We start from the raw sequence: 18698 nt of genomic DNA, 5'->3' as shown, positions 1-18698 counted from the left end.
CCCCCTGTTTTAATTTATTACATCATTGCCCGGCCAACCTGCTGAATGACCTTCTGGTCAAGCTGGTCAGTGGTAGTGATCATTTTCTGATACATTTCAAAGCTGCGCTGACATTCAATCATCGCAACCATTTCATTCACGACTTCTACATTTGATTTTTCAATGTATCCTTGAGCAACTTCACCTTCTGCGGGAACTTCTCCACCTTCGTTTGAAAAAAGGTTTTCACCTTCCTTTTTGAGGGCGCGATAATCCGCAGGCTGAACAAAATCGAGCCTGCCGACTTCCTGCCCGTCCGCGAAGATCACGCCTTCGCCATCGACAGCTACTCTGGAACGCGGTGGTAGATTGACCTCCCCGCCGTTAGCCATGACCGGATATCCCTGCTCAGTGACAAGGGTTCCTTCAGATGAAAGGGTAAAAACACCGTTTCGGGTAAGAAAAGTTTCGCCGTTCTTTTGAACCTTGAAGAAACCGTCCCCGCGAATAGCTAGATCAAGGGGATTGCCGGTTTTTTGGAAAGATCCCTGAGACATGTCGATCACTTCTTCGGAAAGTCTTGGACGGGCCATAATTTTTGCTTCCGGAAGCTGGTCTTTATCCCTGAGGTATGGCTTGGCATCAGCCACATAGTCATGGGCAAACCTGATAAACGTGTCCTGAAAAGCGCAGTTGTCACGTTTAAAACCGGTAGTATTGACGTTCGCCAAATTATTGGCGCTGATATCAATCCTGTGTTCGTTGGACATGGCCCCGAATAGGGCACTGAAAATACTGGATCGCATGTCTTTTTCTCCTGAAAGAGGATTTACTCCGCATTAGTTGCTGCACCAGTTATTGCAAAGTGCAGGCCAAAAGACATGGAGACAAAAAAATCCCGGCCAAGCATACACTTGACCGGGACAGATTCAATCAGTCGGATTAACTATCAGGTAGAAAGATGAACCACCACTCCAACCGTCACTTCAGGAACAACTCCCTGTGTGACTTCAGGACTCTGGTAACCAATGGTAGCATCTTCAGCCTCAAAAGCTATGGTAGCATCAAGACTGCGCACACCTTGCGTAGCCGGGGTTATGATCACATGCCCTGCGGGTCCGGGAACGGTAGAACCTGCCGGACCGGCACTAAAAGTAGCAGCCGGGGCTGCCTGCACGTGCCCTGCGGGCCCTGCAACGATATTATCAGTAAGTACCGGCATTTTTTTATCCTGTGTTAATATTCTGTTCCTATAATAAAATAATATATCCTTTATACGGTAAGTCAAATCTACCTGCATGGTAAGCTAAAGTCAAAGGGTAACGGGTTGCGAGTACTATAATATAATGATACTCATCAACAGACCTGCAACCGGGCAAGTCCCAGTAACTCTTCCCGCTTCCCACTTTCAAACACTCATTCAGGACTTGACATTGATTCGGGTAACGCCTAAGTTGCTGAACTCGGTGCGGGTGTATCTCAGTGTTCCCAACGGGCATACATCTAGACTTTTGAAGTTTCAGGCAAACCTCATACATTCGCATCAGCCTCAATTTTTTCAACCTTTCGTTGGGTTAAGATGCTGAGGTGGGCCTTCTTCAGGTCCACTTTTTTTTATTTTGTCCGCCTGAAAACCAGATACACGGGGTAAGTCGTGGAACAAGGCTCATTAGCCAAAAAAGTAAGCCAGTTCGTGGAGCCCACCATTGAATCAATGGGGCTGACCCTTTGGGGCGTGGAAGTAACTTCCGCTAACCGTCCGGCTGTCATCATTTATATCGACAGTGAAAATGGCGTAAGCATTGATCAGTGCGCAGAAGTAAGCAGGGACGTAGGTCTCATGCTCGAAGTTGAAGAAGTAATCGACAGTGCGTACGTCCTTGAAGTTTCCTCACCCGGACTGGAAAGAAAATTTTTCAAACCGGAGCAGATGTCCGCCTATGTAGGCAAAAAAATCGACATCGCCCTCGTCTTCTCCCTCGAAGGCCGCAAGAAATTCAAAGGCCTCCTTCAGGAAACCGACGAGGAAGGGCTCCTGCTCAAGCTCGAAGATCAGGAAGATCCCATCAAAATCGAATGGGATAGAATAAAGAAAGCAAAACTCATTCACGAGTTTAAATAAAATTAATAAGGCAGTCATTCGGCTAGTCGGCACAGATCATGTGTCATGAAAATTGTGCCGAAGCGGAGGAGCGATATGGGTTCTGAACTCAAAAAAGCGATTGACCAGATCAGCAAGGACCGTGGGATCGACAGAGACCTGCTCATCGATACCCTTGAAGAAGCGGTACGTTCTTCAGTGGCCCGCAAATATGGCGACGCCATGGATATCGAAGTTAACTTCAATGAAGATGCTGGCGAAATCGAAGTCTACCAGTTCAAGGTAGTTGCTGAAGAAGTTGAAGACGAAATCAGCGAGATCACACTCGAAGAAGCAAAAGAACACGATCCCAATGTACAGATTGACGATGAAATGGGTTTCAAACTCAAAGTCGAAGATCTGGGCAGGATCGCCGCACAATCCGCGAAGCAGGTTATCATCCAGCGCATGCGTGATGCGGAACAGGAAATCATCTACGATGAATTCAAAAACCGCATGCATGAAATTGTCAGCGGTATCATTCAGCGCCGCGACCGTACCGGCTGGATCATCAACCTCGGCCGCACTGAAGCAGTACTGCCCAAGGGCGAACAGATCCCCCGCGAAAGATACAAGCGCGGTGACCGGGTTCAAGCTTTCATCATTGATGTACAGAAAGAATCCCGCGGCCCCCAGATTACTGTTTCCCGCTCCCATCCTGACTACATGACCGCACTTTTCAAAAGAGAAGTTCCCGAAGTAGACGATGCAACCGTCAAAATCATGGGTGTTGCCCGTGATCCGGGACTGCGTGCCAAAGTTGCAGTTAACTCTCTTGACCGCGATGTTGATCCTGTAGGCGCATGCGTCGGTATCCGCGGCTCCCGCATCCAGAACATTGTTCAGGAACTGCGCGGCGAACGCATTGATATCGTTGTTTGGAGTCAGGACATCGCCATGTATGCCCAGAACGCTCTCTCCCCTGCTGTAATCACCAGAATTGCAGTGGATGAAGAAGAGAAAACTCTTGAAGTTGTCGTTCCCGATGATCAGCTTACCGTTGCCATCGGCCGCAAGGGACAGAACGTAAAGCTTGCTTCCAGACTTCTGGGTTGGAAGATTGATGTCTTCACTGAAAGCCGCTACGGCGAAATGAACGCCGCAAGCAAAGGCCTTGATCAGCTTGCAAGTGTTGCTGAAATTCCGGTTGATAATTTCCTCTCCGCAGGATTTGAAACCGTCAGCCAGGTTGCCAATGCTTCCGAGGAAATTCTCATGTCCATTTCCGGCATGACTCCTTCCAAGGTCTCGGACATGAAGTCTGCAATCATGCTGCTTGGCATCGGTGACGCTGAAGATGCTGTGGAAGAGACTGAAACCGAAGCTCCTGTAGAAGCAGAAGCTCAGGTTGAAGAAACTTCACAGACAGAAGAAGCGGTTGAAGAAACCGACGGCGAAGAATCCGAAGAACAGGAATCCAAAGAATAATCAACTCCGGGGGCAACCCCGGAGACTCAATAAAGGCAGTTGTATTTGACCGGAAAGAACAGCACAGAAAAACATGAACCGACAAGGTCATGTGTCATTTGCAGGCAGCGTTTTGCCAAAGAAGAACTGTTCAGGTTCGTTGTGGGCAAGGGGGCTTCCGACATCGAGCTTATTCCGGATGAGAAAAAGGTAATGCAGGGCCGTGGCTATTACGTCTGCGGCAATGACAAATGCCTTGAAAGATTTAAATTTTTTCGGCCACGGAAGAAGAACTTCAGGGGGTAGAACCATATGGCTTCAAAAATCAAAGTAAAGGAATTGGCCACCGAGCTCGGGGTCAATACCAAAGACATCCTTCAAAAACTCCGCGAAATCGGTGTACAGGCCAAAAGCACTGTAGCCACCATTGATGCGGAACAGGCTGAGACCATCCGTCAGGAACTCTCCGGTAAATCCGGCAAAGTTGAACAGCGCGAGGTACAGCCCGGTGTAATCGTACGCCGTCGTAAAGGCGGACGCGGCAAAGCAAAAGCCGAAGAAGCGGAGACTGCAAAAGAGGCTCCTGCAAAAGAAGAAAAGAAAGAAGCTCCTGCTGAGAAAAAACAGGAAGCTGCAAAAGAAAAGGCTCCTGAAAAGAAAAAGCCTGCCAAAAAGGCTCCCGCTAAAAGCGAAAAGCCCATGGTAAAAGTTATCAAGCCTGAAGACATTGAGAAAAAAGAAGAAGCCCCCGCAGTAGAAGAACCTAAAACACCCGAAGTGGAAACTCCCCCCGCCGCCAAGGTTGTTGAAGAAAAAGAACCCGTTGCTGAAGCTCCGGCTGAAAAACCCGCTAAAGCAGAAGAAAGCAAGGCTGAAGAAAAGCCTGCTGCTGAAGCGAAAGAAAAAGCTGCTGAAAAAGTAGAAGAAAAAAGCGAAAAAGCTAAAGAAGCCGAGCCTAAGAAGAAAAAGCGCAAGAAGAAAAAAGAAGTTGAAGCGCCTAAAGTAAAAATTATTTCCAGACCTGATCCCAACCTTCAGGCAGCACAGCGTGCAGCAGAAGGTCCGGGTGGAGCAAGGCGTCGTCCTACCGAAGGAGACAGACCCGGTGGTCGTCCCGGCGGAGGTCGTCCCGGCGGCGGAAGACCCGGTGGTGGTCGTCCCGGCGGTCCCGGTGGTCCCGGTGGCGGTAGACCTGCAGGTCCTCGTCCCGGCGGCGGTGGCGGTGCAGGCAGACCTGTTCCAGGCGCTCCGGCTCCCGGCAATGATCAGAGCAAGAAGAAGAAATTCAAAAAAGATAGACGCGTAGTTGAGTTCGGTAAAGATCATCGCAAGAACGATCAGGAAAGAGAACTCGAAAGCAAGTTTCGCGGCAAGAAGAGAGGCAAGAAAGGCAAGAACCGCGTTGAACAGACTCCTGTTGTTCAGAAACCTCTCAAGGCTGCAAAACGTAAAATCAAGTTCAACGAGGCTATCCGTCTTTCCGACATGGCCCATCAGATGGGACTCAAGGCACAGGAACTCATCAAGGCCCTCTTCGGTCTCGGTGTGATGGCGACCATCAACCAGTCCCTTGACCTTGATACTGCGACTCTGCTTGCTTCCGAGTTTGAATACGAAATTGAAAACGTATCCTACTCCGAAGAGGAACTGCTCCTGCCCAAAACTGAGGCAGATAAGGAAGAGAACCTCAAGCCCCGTCCGCCCATCGTTACCATTATGGGTCACGTTGACCACGGTAAAACATCCTTGCTGGATGCTATCCGCCACAGTGCGGTTACCGACGGCGAAGCAGGCGGTATCACACAGCACATCGGTGCGTACCACGTTTCCACCGACCGCGGTGAGATCGTTTTCCTCGATACTCCCGGTCACGAAGCGTTTACCACCATGCGTATGCGTGGAGCACAGGTTACCGATATTGTTATCCTTGTTGTAGCTGCTGATGACGGCGTCATGGATCAGACCCGTGAAGCTATCTCTCACTCCAAGGCAGCAGGCGTACCCATCGTTGTTGCAGTCAACAAGATGGATAAAGAAGGTGCAAACCCCGAACGCGTACAGCGTGAACTTGCAGAATTCGACCTCGTCCCTGAAGACTGGGGCGGCGATACCATGTTCGTTCCTGTTTCAGCGAAACAGAGAACCGGTCTCGACAACCTGCTTGAGATGGTACAGCTGCAGGCTGAAGTTCTTGAACTCAAAGCCAACCCGGATAAGGGCGCTCGCGGTAACATCGTTGAAGCAAAACTCGACAAGGGTCGTGGTCCTGTTGGAACCGTCCTCATTCAGGAAGGTACCATCAATCAGGGTGATCCCTTTGTATGTGGTCTCTATCACGGTCGTGTACGTGCAATGTTTGATGACCGCGGTCGCAAAATTGAAACTGCTGGTCCGGCCTTCCCGGTCGAGATTCAGGGTTTTGACGGCATCCCCGAAGCCGGTGATGAGTTTATCTGCGTAGCTGACGACAAAGTCGCCCGCCGCATTGCGCAGGAACGTAAACTCAAGCACCGCGAACGTGAGCTGGCAGGTAAGTCCAAGGTTACCCTTGAATCCTTCCTCGCCTCCAAGCCGGATCAGGATGCACAGACCCTCAACGTTGTCCTTAAGGCAGACGTACAGGGTTCACTTGAAGCTATTAACGAAGCTCTTGCCAAACTGGCTACTGATGAGATCAAGGTTGAAGTTATCCACGGCGGTGCCGGTGCGATCACTGAATCCGACATCCTGCTGGCTTCCGCTTCACAGGCAATCATTATCGGCTTCAACGTAAGACCGACTGTGAAGATCAAGGAAATCGCAGAGCGCGAAGAAGTGGAAATCCGCTTCTACGACATCATCTACAAGCTGGTAGGTGAAATCAAAGACGCTATGGGCGGCATGCTCTCTCCGGACATCAAGGAAGAGTACCTCGGTCAGGCAGAAGTCAAACAGACCTTCTCCGTACCCAAAGTCGGTGTTATCGCCGGTTGTTACGTGGTCGATGGCAAGCTGACCAGACATGCTCAGGTTCGTCTGCTGCGTGACGGCGTAGTTATCTACACCGGTGCGCTGACCTCCCTGAAGCGCTTCAAAGATGACGCCAAGGAAGTGGCCAAGGGCTACGAGTGTGGTGTCGGTCTTGAAAAATACAACGACATTAAAGATGGCGATGTAATTGAAGCCTTCCAGGTTGTCGAAGTAGCAAGAACTCTCGAATAAGAATGAAATAATCAGGGGCGGACTTAGGTCCGTCCCTGTTTTTAAAATTTGAAGATATGATTATCGGCGTACTGTCACTGGAATTCAGACTGCACGGAAACAGATCACTCAAGGGAAAACGAAAGGTATCCCTCAGCCTGAAGCAGAAGCTTCGAAACAAATTCAACCTCTCGGTATCTGAAGTTGAAGCAATGGACTCACATGAAAGGCTGATACTCGCAGCAGTGACCGTAGCCAACGAAACTCGCAAAGTTGAATCAACTTTGTCCAAAGCTCTGGCAATGATCGAAGCCATGGCCCCGGCTGAATTGATTCATTGCGAAACAGAAATTTTCAGTTCCTGATCTGCTAGATCAGGAATATTTTTTTAGAAATACAGGTAAACAATATGAAAACTTCTACATCACGCCGCTCCGTTAAAATGGGCGACCAGATCATGCGCGAAATTGCCACAATGCTCATCGAAGAGATCGGCGACCCGCGTCTGGAAATGGTTTCCATCAGCGGAGTACGTATGAACAAAGATAATAAAATAGCCGAGGTGATGTTCACCATGGCCGGGGACAAGGAAAAAATTGCTGCTGCGGTCAAAGCTCTGGACAAAGCCAAGGGCTATATGCGCAGCAAACTGAGCAAACGTATCCGTGTCCGCCAGATTCCCGAACTCAGGTTCGTGCACGACAACTTCCTTGAGGAGATGGTTTATGGAAGCTCGACTGAAAGAGATATGTCGGATTCTTAAAGAAGAGGACGACTTTCTCGTAGCAGCTCATTTCAATCCTGACGGAGATGCCCTCGGCTCCACTGCCGCTATGGGCTATATCCTTGAAAAGCTCGGCAAACGTTTCCGCCTTTATAATCAGAGCGGCAAGCCCGAAGCAATGGATTGGTTCGAGACTCCTTCCCCCATTCTTACTGAAATCCCCAAGGGATTTGACGGCTGGTATATCGTCCTCGATTGCGGCGATGCACCGCGCATGGGCGAAACACTCATGAACGCCCTTGATCCGGAAAAATCCATTAACATCGACCATCACATGGGTAATTCCGGTTTTGCTGCGGTTAACTGGGTGGACACCAACCGTCCGGCAGTAGGTGAAATGATCACCCTTATTGCCAGAGAATTGAAAATTTCTCTTTCCGGCAAACTAGGTGAATCCATCTACCTGTCCATTGCCACTGACACCGGATTTTTCACCTACAACAACACCAAGCCAGAGACCCTTGAAATCATAGCGGACATTATTCGCTACGGTCTTGACCTTGGTGAGTTCGTACCCAAAATCCGCAACCAGTGGACTATGAAACGCATAAACCTCTGGGCCACTGCGTTGGGCAAAATTGAAATGTATCATGAGGGACAAACCGCCCTTCTCTTCATCCCGCAGGAAATGCTCGATGACGCAGGAGCAGCTGGCCCTGATTGCGAAGGATTGGTAAGCTTCATCCTGCGCATTCAAGGCGTACGCGTAGCAGTGCTTATCCGCGAGGACAGTCCCATGCGCTACAAATTCAGCCTGCGTTCCCAATCCCGTGATAATGTTCAGGTGGTCGCTTCACTCTTCGGAGGCGGCGGACACAAAAATGCCAGCGGCGGACTTATTGAAAACACCCCTGACACCGTGCGCGAAAGACTTATCGCTGCTATCGGTGATAAAGTAATGAGTTAAAGTTTTTAGAATATGGGAAGAAAACCTAAAAAAAGCCCGTTCCAGAAACATGGTGTTCTGGTTCTCAATAAACCCAGCGGTCCAACTTCTACAGATTGTCTCAATTCCATCAAACGTGAACTGAAGCAATACAAGATCGGCCATGCCGGCACCCTTGATCCTCTAGCCGAGGGCGTGCTGCTGGTAATGCTCGGTCAGGCCACAAAACTCGGGCCTTATCTGCTGGGACATGATAAAGTGTACACTGGTAGTTTAAGTATCGGCAGAACTACAGATACTTACGATATTCAGGGCACTGAAACATCCACCGGAGACATTTCTGAAATTACAGAAAAAATGGTGGAAAATGAAATTTTACACTGGAATGACTTGACTAGTCAGGAAGTTCCTGCCTATTCGGCTGCAAAGCATAATGGCAAACCGCTCTATGAACTGGCCAGAAAAGGGGAAGAAACCCCGGTCAAAATCAAGAGCATTGAGATATTTGATGCAGAACCGCTGGAAGTGAGTCTGCCAATGGCCCGTTTCCGGGTTGGGTGCTCTGCTGGCACCTACATTCGCTCCCTGGTCCATAGCTTGGGGTCGCGGCTCGGATGCGGCGCGGTAATGGAATCACTTAGGCGTGAAGAAAGCCGGCCTTTCAGGCTGAGCGAAGCGCACAACCTCGATGAGGTTCTTGCCGATCCTGAAGGATTTGAGGCACGGATCATCCCACTTGCGGATGCCCTGCCCCATTGGCACAAGTTTACCGTTTCGGAAAACATGTCCAAGTCCATCAAGAACGGAACAAGGATACCTGTCGGGGATATTGCTGCTGATCAGGAAATTATCGAAGGTGAAAGGGCTATGTTCCTTGAATCCGACGGTACAGCTCTGGCTCTTATGGAGACAAAGCAGATCGACGGCAAGCTTCTCTGGGTAATTCTTCGCGGCCTGTGGGGCTGATTCCCCGCGGGAATTTCAACTTCCGGCACAAACTAATCGTTCATGTTTTTAGACATGAACTGGAGGATAACGCTATGGTTATGACTGCTGAAGCAAAAGCAAAAGTTATTGAAGAATACCAGACCAAGCCTGGTGACACCGGTTCCCCTGAAGTACAGGTTGCTCTTCTTACTGCAAGAATCAAATACCTGACCGACCACTTCAAGACCCACAAAAAGGATTTTCACTCCCGCACCGGCCTGCTGAAAATGGTTGGCCAGCGCAGAAACATCCTGAAGTACCTGAAGTCCAAAGACGTTCAGCGTTACCGTGATCTTATTGCAAGACTTGGTCTGCGCAAATAAGCAGTTTCGGGGGAGGGTTTACCCTCCCCTTTTTTTATAAATATTCACACAATTGTATTTCCATCTGACTTCACATCATATAGAAGTTAGTTAGATTGAATCCAACAGTGGAATCCGTGCTCTCCTGCAACAATTTTTAGTTGGCTGAGGAAGGGGTTCATCCCCGAAATGAAATCCTCCCTTAGCCGGCTGGAAAATTCGGACAGCATCGGGTTCCGATCAACTTATTTAGAGAGGAATCTAAATGTTAGTACCTTTTACCCCCACCTCCGTAACCGGTCATGTCGGTAATCTCGACATCACACTGGAAACCGGACGTATGGCTAACCAGACCAACGGAACCGTACTGATTAAGTCCGGCGGCACCGTTGTTCTCGTTACTGCTGTCGGTATGCCTGCAGACGGTCCGCGCGACTTTTTCCCGCTGACCTGTAACTATCTTGAAAGAACCTACGCTGCGGGTCGCATTCCCGGCGGTTACTTCCGCCGCGAAGTAGGTCGTCCTTCCGACCGTGAAACTCTTGTTTCCCGTCTTATGGACCGCCCCATCCGCCCCATGTTCCCCAAAGCTTACCGTGATGAAGTTCAGGTTATCGCAACCGTTCTTTCCGCTGACACCGACACCAACCCCGATGTACTGGCAATGACTGGTGCATCCGCAGCCCTGCACATCTCCGACCTTCCTTTCAATGGTCCTGTTGCTGCTGCTCGTGTAGGTCTTGTGGATAACGAGTTCGTACTCTACCCCACCTACAAAGGTGTTGCTGAGCAGTCCGACCTCAACCTCGTATTCGCCGCAACCCGCGACGCAGTAATCATGGTCGAAGGTAGCTCCCAATTCCTGTCTGAGAACACCATTGCTGAAGCACTGGAATGGGGTCACGAGCAGATGGCTCCCATGTTTGACCTGCAGGACGCTCTGCGCGAAAAAGTAGGCCGCCCTAAGCTGGAAGTTTCCGAGCCCGAAAAAGACGAAGAAGTTATCACACTCGTAACCGAGAACTTCTCTGCTGATCTGGACAAAGCTCTGACCATTCCCGGCAAACTGGATCGTAAGGCTGCAAAGTCTGAAGTTAAAGCTAGCGCCAAGGCTATGATCGAGGAAAAATTCCCCGAAGAGCCCGAAAGAGCTAAAGCTGTCGGCGATGCTATGGCTGACCTCGAAAAGAAAATCGTCCGCAAACGCATTGTTGAGCAGGGCGTTCGTATCGATGGTCGTGACCTGACCACCGTACGTAATCTTTCCATGGAAGTGAGCAACCTGCCCATGACTCACGGTTCCGCCCTGTTCCGCCGCGGTGAGACTTCCGCTCTCGCTGTCTGCACACTGGGTTCCACCCGTGACGAGCAGCGCTTTGAAACCCTGATCGGTGAAGACACCAAGCGTTTCATGCTGCACTACAACTTCCCCCCGTACTGCGTGGGTGAAGCTAAATTCCTGCGTGCTCCTTCCCGCCGTGAAATCGGCCACGGAACACTTGCTGAGCGCGCACTGCGTCCGGTTCTGCCCAAGGCTGAAGATTTCCCCTTCACCATGCGCGTAGTATCCGAGGTTATGGACTCCAACGGTTCTTCCTCCATGGCTACCGTATGCGGTACCACCCTGTCCCTTATGGACGCTGGTGTACCTATCAGCGCTCCTGTTGCTGGTATCGCCATGGGTCTCTGCCAGGAAGGCGATGAGTACTTCGTACTTACCGATATCCTCGGTGATGAAGATGCTCTCGGCGATATGGACTTCAAGGTTGCCGGTACCGAAGAAGGCATTACCGCAATCCAGATGGATATCAAGATCAGCGGTATCCCCGCTGATGTTCTGCGCAGAGCACTTGCTCAGGCTAAAGACGCCCGTCAGATCATTCTTGATGACATGAAGGAAACCATGCCTGAGCCCAGAGCTGAACTTTCTGTTAACGCTCCCCAGATGGAAGTACTGCAGATCAACCCCGAGAAAATCCGTGATCTCATCGGACCCGGCGGTAAAAACATCAAAGCGATCACTGCTGAAACCTCAGCCGACATCGACATTGAAGATTCCGGTAAAGTTTCCATCTTCGCTCCCACTCTTGAATCCCTCAAGAAAACTGTGGAAATGGTTCAGTACTACGACCAGACCGCAGAACTGGGCAAGAACTACGTGGGTACTGTTAAAAAGATCCTCGAAATCGGTGCGATTGTTGAAATCCTTCCTGGTCTTGAAGGTCTGCTGCACATCTCCCAGATCGATGTTGAACGCATCGCTGAAGTTACCGATGTTGTTCAGCTCGGACAGGAAATCACCGTTAAGGTTGTTGAAGTACAGCCTAACGGACGTATCCGTCTTTCCCGTAAGGCATGGCTCATGGAGCAGGCCGGACAGGAAGTTGATCTTGAGAAATTCAAGATGGGTGGTGGTCGTCCCGGTGGTAACCGTGGCGGGCGTGACGGCGGTCGCCGTGACGACAGACGTGATGACAGACGCGGTGGCGGACGTCGTGACGACAGACGCCGCAGATAATCTCTGTAGCAATATGTATATTCAAGCCGTCGGGTTAACGCCCGGCGGCTTTTTTTGTTTCTGTTATTATCCCTTTATATATCTGAACCTTCACTTGACGTGCACACAATACAACGATAATGATTTTCATCTCCAGTATCAGAACACAGGAAATCATATGAATGAACCATCCCGAAAATTGGTTTCACCTTCAGGTAAGGGCAAGGAAACTATGTATGTTCTGCTTGCCGCACTAGTTGTAAGTATAACCTGCGCAGCGCTCATCTTTATCAACCAGAAACAGGCTCAGATTGCAGCATTGGCTGACTTTCAGATAAGGGCATTTTCCGATCTCAACGAAAATGAACTCGCAATTTTCAACGGGCTTTACACTGCTGCGGTTGAAATCAATGAAATCCACGATGAGGAGGCTGAATGGCTGACTATAGCGCAGCTAGAAGATGAACTGATGCCACCCTTCACTAAAGACGCTTCGTGGAAAAAGAACGGGCGCTTCAGCTGGACGCGTTCCCTTCGTCCTTCAGGCACCATAGATATTGCCTTGTACACCGGTCATCCGGAAAAAGGCCAAAAGACTGGTTCCTTTATACTTCTATTTCTGCATGACCATAACCAGCAACTTACTAACGAGCGCACAGAACCCAGCCATGCACCATATGAAATATGGTTCCACCCTTCAGCAGACAAGACAGCCCCAGAAATCACCACTGATCAGGGTTTTATTTCTGCGGGCTGGAAAGAAGTAATTGCCTACAGCGGCGAAGATGAAATCAAAAAGATAAAAGGATAAATCATGTCTCATATCAAAATTATACTACTGACAGCACTACTGGTAATTTCAATAACAACTCACGCACAGGCCAAGAAACTGATAATCGGTACAACTCTGCACCCCTATTACAGCTTTGTATCCAACATAGTTCAGGATCGCGCTATTGTTCAGTCATTGATCGGAGACGGATTCAACCCCCACAATTACCGCCCGCAACCGGAAGATATCAAACGGGTGATGGATCTTGACGTGCTGGTGGTCAATGGCATCGGTCATGATGAATTCGCTATGGAAATTCTGGAAGCCGCCCAGATGAAGGGCAAAATCCCGGTCATTTACGCCAACAAAGAAGTATCTCTCATTCCGGTAGCTGGAAACATGGACGATCTGCGAATTGTCAACCCGCACACTTTCATCTCCGTGACCACCTCTATCCAGCAGATTTACACTATTACCAAAGCTCTGGCAGAGATTGATCCAGACAATGCCGATTTCTATAAGAAAAATGGCCGAAAGTATGTGCGCAAATTACGCAAACTCAAAGCAAAATACATGCAACGCATTGCCGACCTGCCAGATGTTGAATTCCGCTGTGCCACCATTCATGGCGGTTACGACTATCTGCTGCAAGACTTCGGCCTTCAGGTTACTGCGGTAATAGAACCCAACCACGGCCTTAAACCGACAGCTAACCAGCTGGCCAAAACTATCAGGAAAATCAAAGACCTCAACGTTGACGTTATCTTCACCGAAATGCATTTCCCGGACAAATACGTAGATACCATCCATGAGGAAACTGGTATCCGCATCCGCCACCTCTCCCATCTAACGGGTGGATCATACACCCCTGAAGATTTCGAACGTGGTATTGAAGCCAACATGAAAGCCCTGACTGATGCCCTTATCGAGGCCCTCAAAATCAAGGACGGGAAATAGATGAACACAATGCTCAAAGCAAAGTGCGGACCTTCGATCAACTTCGAAAACGTCAGCCTGACTCTCGGCAATACCCGGATTCTAAAAAACTTGAACTTTGAAATTCATTCCGGCGCCCTGCATTGCATTGTCGGCCCCAACGGTGGAGGCAAGACCTCCCTGCTCCGCTCCCTGCTGGGTCAAATGCCGCACTCAGGAAACATCAGCATAGAGTGGCATGAAAACCGGACCATAGGCTACGTACCCCAAACCCTGAACTACGACACCACCCTCCCGATAACAGTAGAAAACTTCATGTCCATGACCTGCCAGAACAGGCCTGCTTTCATGAACCCAGCAGCCAAGGATTGGAAGGCGATCAGAACAGCGCTGGAACTGGTCAACATGGCAGGAAAATCAAAACGCATTTTCGGGCAGCTTTCAGGTGGGGAAAGGCAGCGCGTGCTTTTGGCCCAAGCCCTGCTTCCCGAGCCCTCCCTGCTCATTCTTGATGAACCCACCACCGGACTGGATAAGGCAGGGGCAGCCATAATGCGCAGTCTGCTTCAGGAATTGAAAGCCAAGGGCGTAACGATCCTGATCATCCACCACGACCTTATGGAAGTAAAAGAAATCGGCGATTGCGTAACCTGCATCAACCGGGAAATTCTTTTCTCCGGTTGCCCCACAGAAGAACTCAGTGCAGAACGCATCATGAGCATATTCAGTTCCGCAAGGCAGGCTGCATAATGGATTTCATTTACGACCTGATCAGAACCCCATTGATGGAAATGGGCAGAAACGGCACCCTGCCGGACTATTTCCAGTATGCCTTTGTCATCAATGCTCTGATCTGCTCTCTGCTGGCAGGACCGATTCTCGGCGGAATCGGAACTATGGTGGTTGCTAAACGGCTGGCCTTCTTCTCACAGGCAGTCGGGCAGGCTGCGCTGACCGGGGTTGCGCTGGGTATTGTCCTTGGTGAACCATACACCGCGCCTTATGTCTCACTGTTCGGCTTCTGCATCCTCTTCGGCCTGCTCATGAACTACACCCGCAACCATACGCGTATGTCCTCGGATACGGTCATCGGGGTATTCCTCTCCATCTCCCTTGCTGTTGGTGCCTGTGTGCTGCTCTACGTGACCGGAAAGGTCAACATGCATGTGCTGGACAACATCCTTTTCGGTTCCATCCTGACCGTTAATAATACTGATATCAACGTGCTGGCTGTCATCTGCATAGTTTGCGCAGCTGTTTGCCTGCCCATGTACAATAAAATCCTGCTGGCAAGTTTCAATCCCAGTCTTGCCCATGTGCGCGGTATCAACGTCAAACTGATGGATTACATGTTCATCCTCATCATTACCGTGATTACCGTGGCAGCGCTCAAGATCGTTGGTGCTGTTCTGGTGGAGGCTCTATTCATTATTCCGGCTGCTGCTGCACGCAACATCAGCAAATCCATGCGCGGATTTTTTTTCTACAGCATGCTCTTTGCCACCCTGAGTTGCCTACTAGGGGTGGTCATACCCATGCAATATGAAATTCCCGTACCTTCCGGCGGCGCAATTATAATTGTTGCTGCGGTATTCTTTGCCATTACCTCTTTAGCTCGTGCAACTCTGCCTTCGTTTAAAGAAACGGCTATTTAAACATAGGATTTCAACATGAAAAAAGTGCTCATCTTAATTTTGCTCCTCACCCTTTTGGGGTGTGCCAAACAGCCAACTGCCAATCATCAAACTTCTGGTATGGCGATACTCACCTCGCTTGAGGCAACAAACCTGCTTACCCTGGCATTAACCGACGATACCGGGATACAAACGATCCTGACTATCCCCACGACCTATTCCATGAATGCTCATGCCCGATACTTTAAGAAACACAATAAAAACTTCAATGAACAGTCTGTGAATGCTGCAGCCTGCGTAACCATACGTTCCATATGGAACCACGATGATCTGTACCCTTACGCTAGAAGGGCAAATGTCCGTGTTGTAGAAATCGACAGTTCTGCTCCGGTTGATAAAACACAGGCCGGGGTCAAATTGATTAAGGAAAAGAAAAACGGAAAGATTTCGCCCTTTATCTGGCGTTCTCCGGCAAACCTGACCAAAATGGCGGACTTTATCGCTAAAGACCTCATGGCTCTGTATCCGGATCAGGCATCACAAATCGACAGCAATCTCAAATTATTCAAACAGGATTTATTCAAGCTGCGTACTAAGTACGAAGCAAAATTAATTGATCTTGATTCAACAGAAGTGATCAGCCTGACCGAAGATTTTGACTATCTTTTTTCTGAATTCGGAATTGAGGTGCTGGACCGTTTTTTAAAACAGCAGATTGACTGGCACGATGAGGATATTGCGGCTCTTGAAAAGTCTATACGCGAGCATGGAATCAAAGCGGTTATCTGCAACCATGCACCGCAAGGCAGAATATTTGAAGCCATTGTAAACAACGGTGCACAACCAGTGATTCTAGACACACTTCTCACTACCGATGGACAGCATTTGACGGCAAAACAACGACTGTTGGGATTCTTCTCAGATAATCTCGATAAGATTTACGTAGGTTTAAAATAAAAAAGGGGGATGCCTAATGACATCCCCCTTTTGCTTTCTATCCGCGTTCGTCAAAAACACGCTTGGTCTTGGCGAAACTTCTGGGCAGTAATCCGGGCTTGAGAATTTCCACATTGGCCCGCACAAGGATGAATTTCCTGATCTCATCGCAAATGGCCTTTGCGAGATTTGCGTCATTGGCCTCGGATGCTTCGGGCTTACGTTCAACACGAACGGACATGTGATCAAGTCCTTCACGGCGTTCCAGATAAATCTGGTACTCGGAGCTTGCTTCGGGAAAAGATTCCAGTACGGAAGCAATCTGACCGGGATAAATATTGACCCCGCGAAAAATGAACATATCGTCACTTCTGCCGGAAATGGTATCATGGCGAGGCATGGAGCAACCGCAGGAGCATTCTCCGGGAATAATCCGGGTCAGGTCACGGGTGCGGTAACGGACCAGCGGAGAGGCTTCCTTATTCAGGGTGGTGACGACCAACTCACCCACTTCCCCTTCAGGCACAGGCTTGAGAGTTACCGGATCGATGATTTCAGCGATGTACTCATCGCCCCAGTAGTGAAGGCCCTCATGGGCATTACATTCGATCCCCGCACCGGGACCGTAAAGTTCGGTCATACCGGAAATATCATGACTTGATTCAAGGCCGAGAGCCTCTTCAAACTGCTCACGCATCTTTGGTGAGCAAGCTTCGCCGCCAAAGATGCAACGTTTGAGCTTGAGTCGTTCTACAATCCCGGCTTTCTGGGCTTCCTCACCCAGCAACAGGGCCATGGAAGCAGTAGAACACAAGCAGGTCGCACCGAGGTCTTCCAGAATCTGGAGCTGAATTTCGAGCATCCCCGGGCCCACAGGCAGGGTCATAGCCCCGAAATGTTCCGAACCGAGCTGGAATCCGGCCCCGGCAGTCCAGAGGCCATAGCCTACGCAAACCTGCACACGGTCAAGAGTGGTAAGTCCGGCAAGCTCGTAACAGCGGGCAAACATGTTTTTCCAAGTTTCAATGTCCTTGCGGGTGTAGGAAAGAATCTTGCGCTTCCCGGTGGTTCCGCTGGAACCGTGAATACGCACAACATCCTCTTCAGGAACGGAAAGCAAAGGCAGCGGATAGCCTTCCTTAAGATGATCGGCAGTGGTGAAAGGAAGTTTCTGCAAATCATCAAGAGACTTAATATCGCCGGCCTCCACTCCCTGATCTTTGTACTGAGCCTGATAAAAAAGGCTGTTGGCGGCGGTATGCGCTACGGTCCATTTCAATCCTTCCAGCTGTTTATCAGCAAGTTCCTGTGCACTCAATTCCGGTATGAATCTATATTTGCCGCCCATTTTATGTCTCCGTAGAAAGCTTGTTCAATTATCTTAAGTGTCGTATCCACTTTTTTACTAAATAAGTCAGTCGCAACTGTTTTGCAGGGACACCCTAAATCTTCAAGTTATCCAAGGTCAACATGCATCTAATTTCAATTAATTTTTTTCCTATAGCTGCAGCGGCTCTTATCGGTGCGGTTTTAGGAAGTTTTTATGGCTGTGCTGTTTTCCGCTACATCAACGGTCAAACCCTGACCAATCCGCGCCGCTCTACCTGCCCGAAATGCGGGCACACTATCCGCTGGTATGAGAACATTCCACTCATCAGCTATCTGCTGCTGCATGGAAGATGCTCATCCTGCAACCAACAGATCAGCCCGATGTATGCTGTAATTGAACTTGTATCCGTTGCATGGGCGGTGTTGCTCATGCTTACTTTCGGCCCTTCGGCGCAGTGGCTTGTATATATGTTCTTCGGCGGCTTGATGATCGTGGCATCGTTCATCGACCTTAAAACATTTATCCTGCCCGATATCATAACCATTCCCGGTTCCATTGCAGCCATTCCCTGTGCCGCCATGCTTACCCCCGTTGGCTGGGAAGGAGCATTGCTTGGCGCGGGTATTGGTGGAGGTCTTTTCTGGTCCCTGAGACTGCTTTACCGTGGTTTAAAGGGAGTTGAAGGACTGGGACTTGGGGATGTGAAGATAATGTTCATGATCGGAGCACTAGCCGGGCCGCAGAACCTGCCGCTGGTAATCACGGTATCAGCCTTTACCGGCCTGATAGCAGGAGTTGTCATGACGGTGGTCGATAAGGATCAGGAATACGGGACAATGATTCCGTTCGGACCGTTTCTGGCGCTGGGGTCCATGCTGACCATCCTCTACGCCGATCCATTTTGGAATTGGTATTTAGTATAAAAAAA

Annotated in this window: 19 protein-coding genes; 16 read left to right on the top strand and 3 right to left on the bottom strand. The window is 49.6% G+C overall.

Translation table 11 applies throughout. The annotated features are described in order from the left end of the window. Positions 1-17: 17 nt before the first annotated feature. Together flgF and DESAL_RS05065 are read right to left on the bottom strand one after the other, a co-directional pair. A complete protein-coding gene (gene flgF / locus DESAL_RS05070; protein WP_015850892.1) occupies positions 18-785 on the bottom strand; it encodes a flagellar basal-body rod protein FlgF in 768 nt (255 codons plus the stop codon). Between the two features lie 143 nt (positions 786-928). After that, a complete protein-coding gene (locus tag DESAL_RS05065; RefSeq protein WP_015850891.1) occupies positions 929-1201 on the bottom strand; it encodes a hypothetical protein in 273 nt (90 codons plus the stop codon). 432 nt (positions 1202-1633) lie between these two features. On the opposite strand from DESAL_RS05065, the gene DESAL_RS05060 reads away from it, so the two are divergent. The 15 genes from DESAL_RS05060 (at position 1634) to DESAL_RS04990 (ending at position 16461) form a co-directional block, all read left to right on the top strand. Further along, positions 1634-2101: a ribosome maturation factor RimP gene (locus tag DESAL_RS05060; protein WP_015850889.1), complete on the top strand. Its 468-nt coding sequence runs from the start codon at positions 1634-1636 to the stop codon at positions 2099-2101. 75 nt (positions 2102-2176) lie between these two features. Continuing rightward, entirely contained in the window at positions 2177-3547 is a 1371-nt protein-coding gene (gene nusA, locus DESAL_RS05055; protein ID WP_015850888.1) for a transcription termination factor NusA, read from the top strand. A gap of 45 nt (positions 3548-3592) precedes the next feature. Further along, entirely contained in the window at positions 3593-3832 is a 240-nt protein-coding gene (locus tag DESAL_RS05050) for a YlxR family protein (RefSeq protein ID WP_041721674.1), read from the top strand. Between the two features lie 6 nt (positions 3833-3838). Continuing rightward, positions 3839-6727: a translation initiation factor IF-2 gene (gene infB / locus DESAL_RS05045; protein ID WP_015850886.1), complete on the top strand. Its 2889-nt coding sequence runs from the start codon at positions 3839-3841 to the stop codon at positions 6725-6727. A 56-nt stretch (positions 6728-6783) separates the two neighbouring features. Beyond that, positions 6784-7071 (top strand): DUF503 domain-containing protein, encoded by a 288-nt coding sequence (locus DESAL_RS05040; protein ID WP_015850885.1) that lies wholly within the window; start codon positions 6784-6786, stop codon positions 7069-7071. 44 nt (positions 7072-7115) lie between these two features. Next, positions 7116-7469 carry a 30S ribosome-binding factor RbfA gene (gene rbfA / locus DESAL_RS05035; RefSeq protein WP_015850884.1) on the top strand — a complete coding sequence of 118 codons (354 nt, stop codon included), beginning with the start codon at positions 7116-7118 and terminating at the stop codon, positions 7467-7469. Then, on the top strand, positions 7432-8397 hold the full coding sequence (locus tag DESAL_RS05030; RefSeq protein WP_015850883.1) for a DHH family phosphoesterase: 966 nt from the start codon (positions 7432-7434) through the stop codon (positions 8395-8397). Before rbfA ends, DESAL_RS05030 begins: the two co-directional genes overlap by 38 nt. Before the next feature lie 12 nt (positions 8398-8409). Continuing rightward, the gene (truB, locus tag DESAL_RS05025) at positions 8410-9342 is read left to right on the top strand and encodes a tRNA pseudouridine(55) synthase TruB (RefSeq protein WP_015850882.1); all 933 of its coding nucleotides are present in this window, start codon (positions 8410-8412) and stop codon (positions 9340-9342) included. Positions 9343-9416: 74 nt separating this feature from the next. After that, positions 9417-9686 carry a 30S ribosomal protein S15 gene (gene rpsO / locus DESAL_RS05020; RefSeq protein ID WP_015850881.1) on the top strand — a complete coding sequence of 90 codons (270 nt, stop codon included), beginning with the start codon at positions 9417-9419 and terminating at the stop codon, positions 9684-9686. A 244-nt stretch (positions 9687-9930) separates the two neighbouring features. Continuing rightward, positions 9931-12183, top strand: a complete 2253-nt coding sequence (pnp, locus tag DESAL_RS05015) for a polyribonucleotide nucleotidyltransferase (protein ID WP_015850880.1) — start codon at positions 9931-9933, stop codon at positions 12181-12183. A gap of 157 nt (positions 12184-12340) precedes the next feature. Beyond that, entirely contained in the window at positions 12341-12973 is a 633-nt protein-coding gene (locus DESAL_RS05010; RefSeq protein ID WP_015850879.1) for a DUF6162 family protein, read from the top strand. Between the two features lie 3 nt (positions 12974-12976). After that, positions 12977-13891 carry a metal ABC transporter solute-binding protein, Zn/Mn family gene (locus DESAL_RS05005; RefSeq protein WP_015850878.1) on the top strand — a complete coding sequence of 305 codons (915 nt, stop codon included), beginning with the start codon at positions 12977-12979 and terminating at the stop codon, positions 13889-13891. Beyond that, positions 13892-14620 (top strand): metal ABC transporter ATP-binding protein, encoded by a 729-nt coding sequence (locus DESAL_RS05000; RefSeq protein ID WP_015850877.1) that lies wholly within the window; start codon positions 13892-13894, stop codon positions 14618-14620. Then, positions 14620-15525: a metal ABC transporter permease gene (locus DESAL_RS04995; protein ID WP_015850876.1), complete on the top strand. Its 906-nt coding sequence runs from the start codon at positions 14620-14622 to the stop codon at positions 15523-15525. Before DESAL_RS05000 ends, DESAL_RS04995 begins: the two co-directional genes overlap by 1 nt. 15 nt (positions 15526-15540) lie before the next feature. Next, positions 15541-16461, top strand: a complete 921-nt coding sequence (locus tag DESAL_RS04990) for a metal ABC transporter substrate-binding protein (RefSeq protein ID WP_015850875.1) — start codon at positions 15541-15543, stop codon at positions 16459-16461. 37 nt (positions 16462-16498) lie between these two features. Here the strand turns inward: DESAL_RS04990 and DESAL_RS04985 are convergent, their stop codons facing one another. Beyond that, on the bottom strand, positions 16499-17788 hold the full coding sequence (locus DESAL_RS04985) for a phenylacetate--CoA ligase family protein (protein WP_015850874.1): 1290 nt from the start codon (positions 17786-17788) through the stop codon (positions 16499-16501). 122 nt (positions 17789-17910) lie between these two features. On the opposite strand from DESAL_RS04985, the gene DESAL_RS04980 reads away from it, so the two are divergent. After that, positions 17911-18693, top strand: a complete 783-nt coding sequence (locus tag DESAL_RS04980) for a prepilin peptidase (RefSeq protein WP_015850873.1) — start codon at positions 17911-17913, stop codon at positions 18691-18693. The last annotated feature ends 5 nt before the right edge of the window (positions 18694-18698 follow it).

The organism is Maridesulfovibrio salexigens DSM 2638 (assembly GCF_000023445.1).
Taxonomy (GTDB): Bacteria; Desulfobacterota; Desulfovibrionia; order Desulfovibrionales; family Desulfovibrionaceae; genus Maridesulfovibrio; species Maridesulfovibrio salexigens.
This window is presented reverse-complemented; position numbering and strand designations above follow the sequence as displayed.

Bases quoted from the DNA above. Each gene is read 5' to 3' on its own strand.
- flgF (WP_015850892.1), bottom strand. From the start codon at position 785: ATGCGATCCAGTATTTTCAGTGCCCTATTCGGGGCCATGTCCAACGAA.
- rpsO (WP_015850881.1), top strand. From the start codon at position 9,417: ATGGTTATGACTGCTGAAGCAAAAGCAAAAGTTATTGAAGAATACCAG.
- DESAL_RS05005 (WP_015850878.1), top strand. From the start codon at position 12,977: ATGTCTCATATCAAAATTATACTACTGACAGCACTACTGGTAATTTCA.
- infB (WP_015850886.1), top strand. From the start codon at position 3,839: ATGGCTTCAAAAATCAAAGTAAAGGAATTGGCCACCGAGCTCGGGGTC.
- DESAL_RS04985 (WP_015850874.1), bottom strand. From the start codon at position 17,788: ATGGGCGGCAAATATAGATTCATACCGGAATTGAGTGCACAGGAACTT.
- DESAL_RS05030 (WP_015850883.1), top strand. From the start codon at position 7,432: ATGGAAGCTCGACTGAAAGAGATATGTCGGATTCTTAAAGAAGAGGAC.
- nusA (WP_015850888.1), top strand. From the start codon at position 2,177: ATGGGTTCTGAACTCAAAAAAGCGATTGACCAGATCAGCAAGGACCGT.
- DESAL_RS05010 (WP_015850879.1), top strand. From the start codon at position 12,341: ATGAATGAACCATCCCGAAAATTGGTTTCACCTTCAGGTAAGGGCAAG.
- rbfA (WP_015850884.1), top strand. From the start codon at position 7,116: ATGAAAACTTCTACATCACGCCGCTCCGTTAAAATGGGCGACCAGATC.
- DESAL_RS05040 (WP_015850885.1), top strand. From the start codon at position 6,784: ATGATTATCGGCGTACTGTCACTGGAATTCAGACTGCACGGAAACAGA.
- DESAL_RS05000 (WP_015850877.1), top strand. From the start codon at position 13,892: ATGAACACAATGCTCAAAGCAAAGTGCGGACCTTCGATCAACTTCGAA.
- truB (WP_015850882.1), top strand. From the start codon at position 8,410: ATGGGAAGAAAACCTAAAAAAAGCCCGTTCCAGAAACATGGTGTTCTG.
- pnp (WP_015850880.1), top strand. From the start codon at position 9,931: ATGTTAGTACCTTTTACCCCCACCTCCGTAACCGGTCATGTCGGTAAT.
- DESAL_RS04995 (WP_015850876.1), top strand. From the start codon at position 14,620: ATGGATTTCATTTACGACCTGATCAGAACCCCATTGATGGAAATGGGC.
- DESAL_RS04990 (WP_015850875.1), top strand. From the start codon at position 15,541: ATGAAAAAAGTGCTCATCTTAATTTTGCTCCTCACCCTTTTGGGGTGT.
- DESAL_RS05065 (WP_015850891.1), bottom strand. From the start codon at position 1,201: ATGCCGGTACTTACTGATAATATCGTTGCAGGGCCCGCAGGGCACGTG.
- DESAL_RS04980 (WP_015850873.1), top strand. From the start codon at position 17,911: ATGCATCTAATTTCAATTAATTTTTTTCCTATAGCTGCAGCGGCTCTT.